At 64.7% G+C, this 8091-nt stretch carries 8 protein-coding genes and 1 pseudogene; 3 read left to right on the top strand and 6 right to left on the bottom strand.

The window, feature by feature from the left end; translation table 11 throughout:
* Positions 1-147: 147 nt before the first annotated feature.
* Positions 148-951 carry an SGNH/GDSL hydrolase family protein gene (locus A5777_RS00210; protein WP_064861236.1) on the bottom strand — a complete coding sequence of 268 codons (804 nt, stop codon included), beginning with the start codon at positions 949-951 and terminating at the stop codon, positions 148-150.
* Between the two features lie 118 nt (positions 952-1069).
* Here A5777_RS00210 and A5777_RS00205 point away from each other — a divergent pair, with 118 nt between their 5' ends.
* Both A5777_RS00205 and A5777_RS00200 read left to right on the top strand, forming a co-directional pair.
* Positions 1070-1882, top strand: a complete 813-nt coding sequence (locus A5777_RS00205; protein WP_064861237.1) for a shikimate 5-dehydrogenase — start codon at positions 1070-1072, stop codon at positions 1880-1882.
* Between the two features lie 133 nt (positions 1883-2015).
* On the top strand, positions 2016-3398 hold the full coding sequence (locus A5777_RS00200; RefSeq protein WP_005206898.1) for a DUF4185 domain-containing protein: 1383 nt from the start codon (positions 2016-2018) through the stop codon (positions 3396-3398).
* 12 nt (positions 3399-3410) lie between these two features.
* Here the strand turns inward: A5777_RS00200 and poxB are convergent, their stop codons facing one another.
* Both poxB and A5777_RS00190 read right to left on the bottom strand, forming a co-directional pair.
* A complete protein-coding gene (gene poxB, locus A5777_RS00195) occupies positions 3411-5144 on the bottom strand; it encodes a ubiquinone-dependent pyruvate dehydrogenase (RefSeq protein WP_005206895.1) in 1734 nt (577 codons plus the stop codon).
* Positions 5145-5240: 96 nt separating this feature from the next.
* The gene (locus A5777_RS00190) at positions 5241-5642 is read right to left on the bottom strand and encodes a hypothetical protein (protein WP_064861235.1); all 402 of its coding nucleotides are present in this window, start codon (positions 5640-5642) and stop codon (positions 5241-5243) included.
* A 70-nt stretch (positions 5643-5712) separates the two neighbouring features.
* Between A5777_RS00190 and mug the strand changes: the two genes are divergently transcribed.
* Positions 5713-6282, top strand: a complete 570-nt coding sequence (gene mug, locus A5777_RS00185; protein ID WP_005206885.1) for a G/U mismatch-specific DNA glycosylase — start codon at positions 5713-5715, stop codon at positions 6280-6282.
* Between the two features lie 55 nt (positions 6283-6337).
* Here mug and A5777_RS00180 read toward each other — a convergent pair whose 3' ends face one another.
* The 3 genes and pseudogenes from A5777_RS00180 to A5777_RS00170 all read right to left on the bottom strand — a co-directional run.
* The gene (locus tag A5777_RS00180) at positions 6338-6634 is read right to left on the bottom strand and encodes a DUF503 domain-containing protein (protein WP_005206883.1); all 297 of its coding nucleotides are present in this window, start codon (positions 6632-6634) and stop codon (positions 6338-6340) included.
* Between the two features lie 83 nt (positions 6635-6717).
* Positions 6718-7572, bottom strand: coding sequence for a polyphosphate kinase 2 (gene ppk2 / locus A5777_RS00175; protein ID WP_005206882.1), 855 nt, complete (start codon positions 7570-7572; stop codon positions 6718-6720).
* A gap of 94 nt (positions 7573-7666) precedes the next feature.
* A pseudogene (locus tag A5777_RS00170) lies at positions 7667-8091 on the bottom strand (malate dehydrogenase); the annotation flags it as partial.

Genomic DNA, 8091 nt, shown 5'->3' with positions numbered 1-8091 from the left:
CCAACGAGGTCGGCCATCTCGTCGAAGCCACTGTGTTCGAGCATCCGTACGTCCGCGTCGACGCGCCCGCCGCCGAGATCGCGGAACTTCAGTGGATCGACGTCGCGTCGGCGAATGTCCCGTTGGCGCCGCTGCTCGCCGACCACATCATCCCGCTGTTGCTGGCTCGGCGTTGACGTCACTGAGCGCGTCGGCAGCGACGACCGGCTCGGGCCACCGCGGACTGATGCTGTCACCCGACGACACCCCTCGCACACGACGCATGAGCCAGGGATAGAGAAACGTGCGCGCCCACTCGACGTTGTCGCGTCGCCGTTGCTCACGTGTCTGCACTGGTAGCGGGGCCAGTGAGGGTACGTCGATAGTGTGCGTTGCGCCGATCAGGTCGAGTACCTCGGATGCCATGCGTGCGTGTCCGAGCGACGACATGTGCAGTCGGTCGGTGTCCCACATGCGGTAGTCGTCGTATCCGGCGAGCCGCCAGAAGTCGAGGATGCGCGCGCCCTGGCGCTCAGCGATCGCCCGCAGCAGCTCGTTGTAGATGGCGCTCCGACCGCGAGTGAGCCGGAAGATGGGAGCCCAGCCGGCGTCGTACGCGGTGAACACGATGACCGTTGCACCCGTCGAGCGCAGTCGGGCCAAAGCCTTCTCGTAGCGGGACATCATGGCGTCGAGGTCGACGGAGCCACGCATCAGATCATTTCCACCCGCGTAGATGGTGATCAGATCGGGTTGCAGCGATAGGGCGCGGTCGATCTGCTCGTCGAGCACCTGATCGAGCAGGCGCCCACGGATCGCGAGGTTGGCGTAGCGCAGCGAGGGGTTATCGACGGCGAGCTGTTCCGCGACACGATCGGCCCATCCGCGTAACCCGTTGGGGCGGGTGGGGTCCGGATCGCCGACCCCCTCCGTGAACGAATCACCAAGTGCCACATATGTGTTCCAGCCCACAGAATCGACCTCCTGATGTCTCGGTGCGACTAACGACGAGGCTACGACGCGACTCGTCGTGCTGTCACATCGTCGTTCGGTCGGTCTGAGTGGCGATGCGGGCAGTAGCGTGGCGCGCATGCCGATTCTCAACAAGGACATGACCCTGTGCATCTCGCTCGCCGCGCGGCCGTCGAACATCGGTACGCGGTTTCACAACTATCTCTACGACGAGCTCGGTCTGAACTACATCTACAAGGCATTCACCACCACCGACATCCACGGCGCGATTGCCGGTGTTCGTGCGCTCGGCATTCGTGGGTGTTCGGTGTCGATGCCGTTCAAAGAGGCTGTCATCGACCTCGTCGACGAGGTGGAGGAGTCTGCGGCGGCGATCGACTCCGTGAACACGATCGTCAACGACGACGGCCATCTCAGGGCGTCGAACACCGACTATGAGGCGGTGGCCACACTCATCGCAGACATCGATCCCGCGTCTTCGGTCGTGGTGCGGGGATCAGGTGGAATGGCGAAAGCCGTGGTGGCGGCGTTTCGTGGCGCAGGTTTCGACGATCTGACGGTGTGGGCTCGTAACGCTACGGCGGGCGAGGAGTTGGCGTCGAAGTACGGCTACCGAGCGACCGACAGCGCGCAAGCCCCGGGAACGCAGATCCTGGTCAACGTGACCCCGCTGGGCATGCAGGGCGCCGACGAGAACGTGCAGTCGTTCGACGACGACGCGATCGCCGCTGCTGATCTCGTATTCGACGTCGTCGCGCTGCCGGCGCAGACGCCCCTGATCCGCGCGTCCTCGGCAGCGGGGACACCGGTGATCACCGGTGCGCAGGTCATCGCACTACAGGCGGCGGCGCAGTTCGAGAAGTACACCGGCAGGGTACTGACCGCGGATCAGGTCGCCCGAGCGTCGGAGTTCTCGCGCTCCGAAACGTGATCGTGACCGTGCCCATGTGTGAACGGTAATACCCATACGCCACAATGGCCTCTTGAATCACATCTGCCACACACGTGACAGATGTGCTGCAGCCGACCCGCAGTCGGACCGTTCATCGAGAGGACCATCGACCATGCTCCGAATACGAGCAGGTGCACGCAGACTCGTTGTCGCGGCGCTCGTGGCGACCTCCGTGGGCGCTTTTCTCGTCGCTGGTGAGGGACGTGCGACTGCGGCACCCTGCGCGAATGCGGGTAACGGCTCGCTTCCCGATCTCGGCAGCGCATCCGGGTCGCTGGGCGGGACGGGCTCACTGGGGACCGGCTCTCTGGGAACCGGGTCACTGGGGTCGGGTTCCGTGGGTTCTGGCTCGTCCGGTGCGCGCCCCGGCCTCGGAACGCAGGGCCCGCTGCCGATCTACATCACCCCACGCGCCCGGACGGTGTCGTGGGTGACCGGGCCACGCAGCATCAACCGCACGTTCAGTCGATTCACGATCAGTGGGACCGACCTCGGCATCTCCTGGGACAACGGCTCCGGGCAGACTCTGATGGCGTTCGGCGACACCTTCGGCGACTGCAACGCAGCCGGTCAGGAGTGGCGACACAACACGCTCATGCGGACACGCGACACCAAGTTCGACGACGGCGTGAGCGTCCCGCCCGGCGTGCCCGGCGACGTGCAGTCAGGCAGTCCCGTCGACGCTGCCCGTCCCACCTTTGCGCGCGAACTGATCCCGGCACTCGGTGTCAGTCCCATCGAGACGACCACCATCCCCACCGCCGCGATATCGCTGCCCTGGGGATCGGGGTATCGGCAGTTCATCAACTTCATGTCGGTACGGTCATGGGGCTCCGCCGGTCACTGGGTGACCAACTATTCAGCCGTCGCGCACTCTGACGACAACGGACAGAACTGGACGGTCGATCGCGACACCATCCTGGTGAATTCGCCTGTGGCCGCAGCCCTTCCGTTCGATCTGCCGCCTGCGGAACCCAACAACGGAAAGTTTCAGCAGAACGCCTACGTACGCGGGCACGGTGCGCAGAGCGACTATGTGTACCAATTCGGTACGCCCAACGGACGATTCGGCGCAGGCTTCCTCGCACGGTTCAAGCCGACCGACATCCTCGACGTGACCAAGTACCAGTACTGGGCAGGTCGCGATCGCAAGTGGGTCGACAACATCGCCGACGTTCCCGACGACGGATCGGCGATCGTCGTGCCAGCTCCCGTCACGGAACTGTCGGTGGCGTGGAGTCCGTACCTGAACAAGTACATGATGCTCGACGGCGACAACGGGATTCGCATCCGCACAGCGGATCGACCAGAAGGTCCGTGGAGCGCACCGACCTACCTCGTGGAGAAGGGTGCCGTCGTCCTGTACGGACCCATGATCCAACCGCACTCGCCCGCAGTCGTCGGGTCATCGCCCGAACTGTTCTTCAACGCCTCGCGCTGGAGCGACTACAACGTGATGCTGCTGCGCGCCGACCTCAGCAAGGTGCCGCACTGAGCGCTGCGGGCCTCAGTCGAAGAGCCTGCGGAAGACGTTCGTTTCGGCCAGGTCCATCAGTTCGTCGCCGCGTCCGGAGAGAACGGTCCGAATCGCATACAGCGTGAATCCCTTCGCCTGCGCTGCCGATACCGTTGGCGGGATCGACAACTCCTGTCGCGCAGTGACGACATCGAGCAGCGCAGGCCCGTCGTGAGCGAGGAACTCGCGTACCGCGGAATCGAGGTCGCCGGGATTCTCGACGCGGTCGCCCTTGATCCCGATCGCACGCGCCAGTGCGGCGAAGTCGGGGTTCTCCAGGTCGGTACCGAAGTTCACGAACCCCGCGGCCTTCATCTCCAACTCGACGAAGTTCAGCGACGAATTGTTGAAGACGACGATCTTCACGGGCAGGGCGTTCTGCGTGAGCGTCAGCAACTCGCCGAGCAACATGGCGAGCCCGCCGTCGCCCGCCATGGCGATGACTTGCCTACCCGGGTAGCTCGCCTGTGCGCCGACTCCCTGAGACACCGCGTTCGCCATCGACCCGTGCGTGAACGAGCCGATCAGTCGCCGTTTCCCGTTCATCTCGAGGTATCGCGCCGCCCAGACGACCGGCGAGCCGACGTCCGGGATGAACACTGCGTCGTCGGTGGCGTGGTCGGAGAGCAGTTTGGCCAGATACTGCGGATGGATCGGCGTCTTGCCGTCGTTCACGGCAAGGTCGTTCAGCGACGCGCGCGCCTTGATGTAGTGCTCACGCGACGAACGTAGATGTTCTGAGCTGCGGTTCCGGTCGATGAGGGGGAGCAGGGCAGGGATCGTATCGGCGACGGACCCGACGAGCCCGACGTCGACCGGTGTGCGTCGACCGATCTGCTCGCCGCGGATGTCGAGTTGGATGATCGTCGCCTTGGAGGGGAAGAACTGTTGATACGGAAAGTCGGTGCCCAGCATCAACAACGTGTCGCACTTCTCGATGGCGCGATACCCCGAGCTGAAGCCGAGCAGTCCGGTCATCCCGACGTCGTACGGGTTGTCGTACTCCAGAAACTCCTTGCCGCGCAGTGCGTGGACAACAGGTGCCTGGAGAGCTCCTGCCAACTCGACGACGGCGTCGTGGGCGCCCGCAGTGCCTGCGCCTCCCAGGATGGTGACCTTCTCGGCAGCATTCAGCGCGGCCGCGACGTCGTGTAATTGGGCGTCGGTGGGGCGGACGATCCTGTCGATGGCGCGGATCGCCGCGCCACCCCGACGCTGATGCTCCTTCTCGAGGAAGTTCTCACCGGGGATCACGAGCACGGCAACACCGCGTCGTTCGACGGCGGTGCGGATCGCGATGTCGAGCAGGCGGGGCAATTGTGCTGGGGTGCTGACCATTTCACAAAAGTCGCTGCACTCGACGAACAACTGCTCGGGGTGCGTCTCCTGGAAGTATCCGCTGCCGATCTCCGCGGCCGGTATGTGCGCAGCGATCGCGAGCACCGGCACGCGACTGCGCTGCGCGTCGAAGAGACCGTTGATCAGGTGCAGATTGCCCGGCCCGCAGCTTCCGACGCACACCGCGAGCTCGCCGGTGAGTGCCGCCTCCGCAGAGGCGGCGAATGCGGCACCTTCCTCGTGGCGCGCGTGGACCCACTCGATCCGCTGATCCTTGCGTAACGCATCGGTGAATCCGTTCAACGAGTCGCCGGGGATTCCGTAGACCCTCTGCACTCCGGATCGATCGAGCGTTTCGATGATGCTGTCGGCCACGGTTCGTGCCACGTGCACACTCCTTGATCGGGGACGGGGCGTTCAGTTCGGCGTGCTCTGATCCCATCGTAGGCACGCCGCGCGCGGTACCTGCCGCGCCTGCGTCGGTTACGCCCCCTCTCGGATCACCTTTGGGCCGATGGTCTCAGCGCCCAAAGCTTCTACCCGAGAACGTAATTCGCGATCGGCGGTGACCACCGCGACCTGCCTGTCACGGTTCTCCGACACCACGTCGACGATGGTGTCGTCGCCCGATCCAGTCGCTTCGACAATGCGGATGCCCGGCCGGCCCACGGCCCCGCGAGCGCGCCCCTCCACGACAACCGTGATGTCGACGGGGCCGGGCATACCCGGCACGCCGGTGTGGGCGAACGGTGCCACCGAGTCGAGGAGGCGTTCGGTCGCTGCACGACGGTCCCGCCACCAACCGTCGGGAACCGAACCGACGACGTTGGCGGCGTCGACGACAAGGAGGGGAAGCGCTGAACGCGGGGCGTCGTCGAAGCTCATCTACCCATGGAATGCGCCCGACGGCAGGAAGTCAAGCACGTAACGAGGTGACGCGCGTAGCGTCTGCCAGATGGGCTTCACCAAAGCCGAACTGGCTACGTATAGCGATCGGCTGGTTCCCGACCTCGTCGGGCCGGGTTGCCGATTACTGTTCGTCGGCATCAATCCCGGTCTGTGGAGCGCGGCAACCGGCGCGCATTTCGCCCGACCCGGCAACAGGTTCTGGCCTGCGCTGTATCGAGCGGGCATCACAGACCACGTCGTCGACGCGTCGGCCGGGATGAGCGACGCCGATCGCGATGAGGTCATCGGCGCCGGGGTGGGAATCACCAACGTCGTCGAAAGGGCAACGGCGACAGCCGCAGAACTCGACAAGGCGGAGCTCGTCGCGGGCGGCGAACGACTGCGGGCGAGGGTCGAACACATCGGTCCCGAGGTTGTGGCTGTTGCCGGTATCACCGCGTACCGCAGCGCATTCGGCGATCGCCACGCACAGCCGGGCGATCAGGGCGAACGCTGGGGCGCCGCCCGGGTGTGGGTGGTGCCCAACCCGAGCGGACTCAACGCACACGAAACCGTCGACACCCTTGCGGCGGCGTATCGCGTCGTCGCTGCCGAGGCCGGAATCGTCGACCGTTGAGTCGGTCAGCCCGCTGAGTCGGCGATGTCTGCTGAGTGAGCGGTCTGCGTGCCGGTCAGATGTCGGTGGACGACAGTTCACGTCTGCGCACCGACAGCAGCTCGACCTCGGGGCGCGCCGCCGCGAACCGCTCCACCGAATCGAGGATCTCGACGACATGCCCCCGATCGGCGGCGACGACGCTGACCCCGATCGTCGTGCGCCGGTGGGCGTCGAGATGGCCGACCTCTGCGACTGCCACCGCGAAACGTCGTTTGCACTCCGCGACGAACGGGCGGACAAGCGAGCGTTTCGTTTTGAGCGAGTGCACGTCACCGAGCAGGAAGTCGAATTCAGCGATACCGATCCACATCGCGACTCATGCTACGCAGGTGTTCCGTTCTGGTCGCCGGGTTTTCGGGTCAGTCACCGGTCTTCATCAATCACCGGTGTTCATCAATCACTGTGTCCCATGAGTTCTGAGACGTGGTCGGGAACGTACTTCGACAACGAGCGCGGCGGGCGGTGATAGTTACCGCTCTCGATCGGCTTCTTCGGCAGTGAGACCTGCGGGCGTGGAACCTCGTGATAGTCGATGGTGGAGAGAAGGTGCGACATCATGTTGAGTCGCGCATGCTTCTTGATGTCGGATTCGACGACGAACCAGGGACTCAGCGCGGTGTCGGTGTGCACCATCATCTCGTCCTTCGCGCGGGAGTAGTCCTCCCATCGGTAGACGGACTCCAGATCCATCGGGCTCAATTTCCACTGTCGCACAGGGTCGTTCATGCGCGAGCGGAACCGGCGGAGCTGCTCGTCGTCGGACACCGAGAACCAGTACTTACGCAAGAGGATTCCGTCGTCGATCAGCATCTGTTCGAAGATCGGGGTCTGTCGGAGAAAGCGGGTGTGTTCTTCGGGGGTGCAGAAGCCCATCACCTTTTCGACTCCTGCACGGTTGTACCAGGACCTGTCGAATAGCACGATCTCGCCGGGAGCGGGCAGCTGAGCCACGTAGCGCTGGTAATACCACTGGCCGCGTTCACGATCGGTGGGGGCGGGCAGAGCGGCCACGCGCGCGATCCGAGGGCTGAGGTACTCGGTGATGCGCTTGATGGTGCCGCCCTTACCGGCTGCGTCGCGGCCCTCGAAGACGACGACCACGCGAGCACCTGTCTCGCGTACCCACTCCTGCAGCTTGACCATTTCGGTCTGCAGCCGGAAGAGCTCGGCCTCGTACACCTTGTTGGAGATCTTCTTCTGCTTGGGCTCGGCGGACTGCGACTTTTTCGACGTCGACTTCTTTGACATGTCGGAAGTTTAAGCTGCCGTGAACGATTGGGTAGTCAAGAGTGACCAACAGGAGACCTAGTGGTACCCGGCGTGGTACTCAGCTGCCCCCGCGTCAGCGCCGTGCGGCGACCGCGTCGAGTTCTGACTGCAGTTCGGCCACCGACGCGTCGATGCGGGCTCGCGAGAACTCATTGATCTCGAGGCCGTCGACGATCTGCCACGCGCCGTCGACCGATCGGACGGGGAACGAGCACATCAGGCCTTCGGGAACTCCATACGCACCCGGGGAACTGACCGCGGCCGACGTCCAGTCGTCGGTGGGGGTACCGAGGACCCAGTCGCGCACGTGATCGATTGCCGCATTGGCGGCCGACGCCGCGGACGACGCGCCCCGCGCCTCGATGATGGCGGTGCCTCGCGCGGCGACCGTCGGAATGAAGTCGTCGACGAGCCAGTCGGTGTCCGCGGCGACGTCGGCTCCACTGCGATCTCCGACGCGCGCGTGGAAGATGTCGGGGTATTGCGTCGCCGAGTGAT

The organism is Gordonia sp. 852002-10350_SCH5691597, assembly GCF_001665715.1.
Taxonomy (GTDB): Bacteria; Actinomycetota; Actinomycetes; order Mycobacteriales; family Mycobacteriaceae; genus Gordonia; species Gordonia sputi.
This window is presented reverse-complemented; position numbering and strand designations above follow the sequence as displayed.

Coding starts and splice junctions, on each gene's coding strand:
- A5777_RS00190 (WP_064861235.1), bottom strand. CDS start 5,642: ATGAGCTTCGACGACGCCCCGCGTTCAGCGCTTCCCCTCCTTGTCGTC.
- A5777_RS00205 (WP_064861237.1), top strand. CDS start 1,070: ATGCCGATTCTCAACAAGGACATGACCCTGTGCATCTCGCTCGCCGCG.
- A5777_RS00200 (WP_005206898.1), top strand. CDS start 2,016: ATGCTCCGAATACGAGCAGGTGCACGCAGACTCGTTGTCGCGGCGCTC.
- mug (WP_005206885.1), top strand. CDS start 5,713: ATGGGCTTCACCAAAGCCGAACTGGCTACGTATAGCGATCGGCTGGTT.
- A5777_RS00180 (WP_005206883.1), bottom strand. CDS start 6,634: ATGTGGATCGGTATCGCTGAATTCGACTTCCTGCTCGGTGACGTGCAC.
- ppk2 (WP_005206882.1), bottom strand. CDS start 7,572: ATGTCAAAGAAGTCGACGTCGAAAAAGTCGCAGTCCGCCGAGCCCAAG.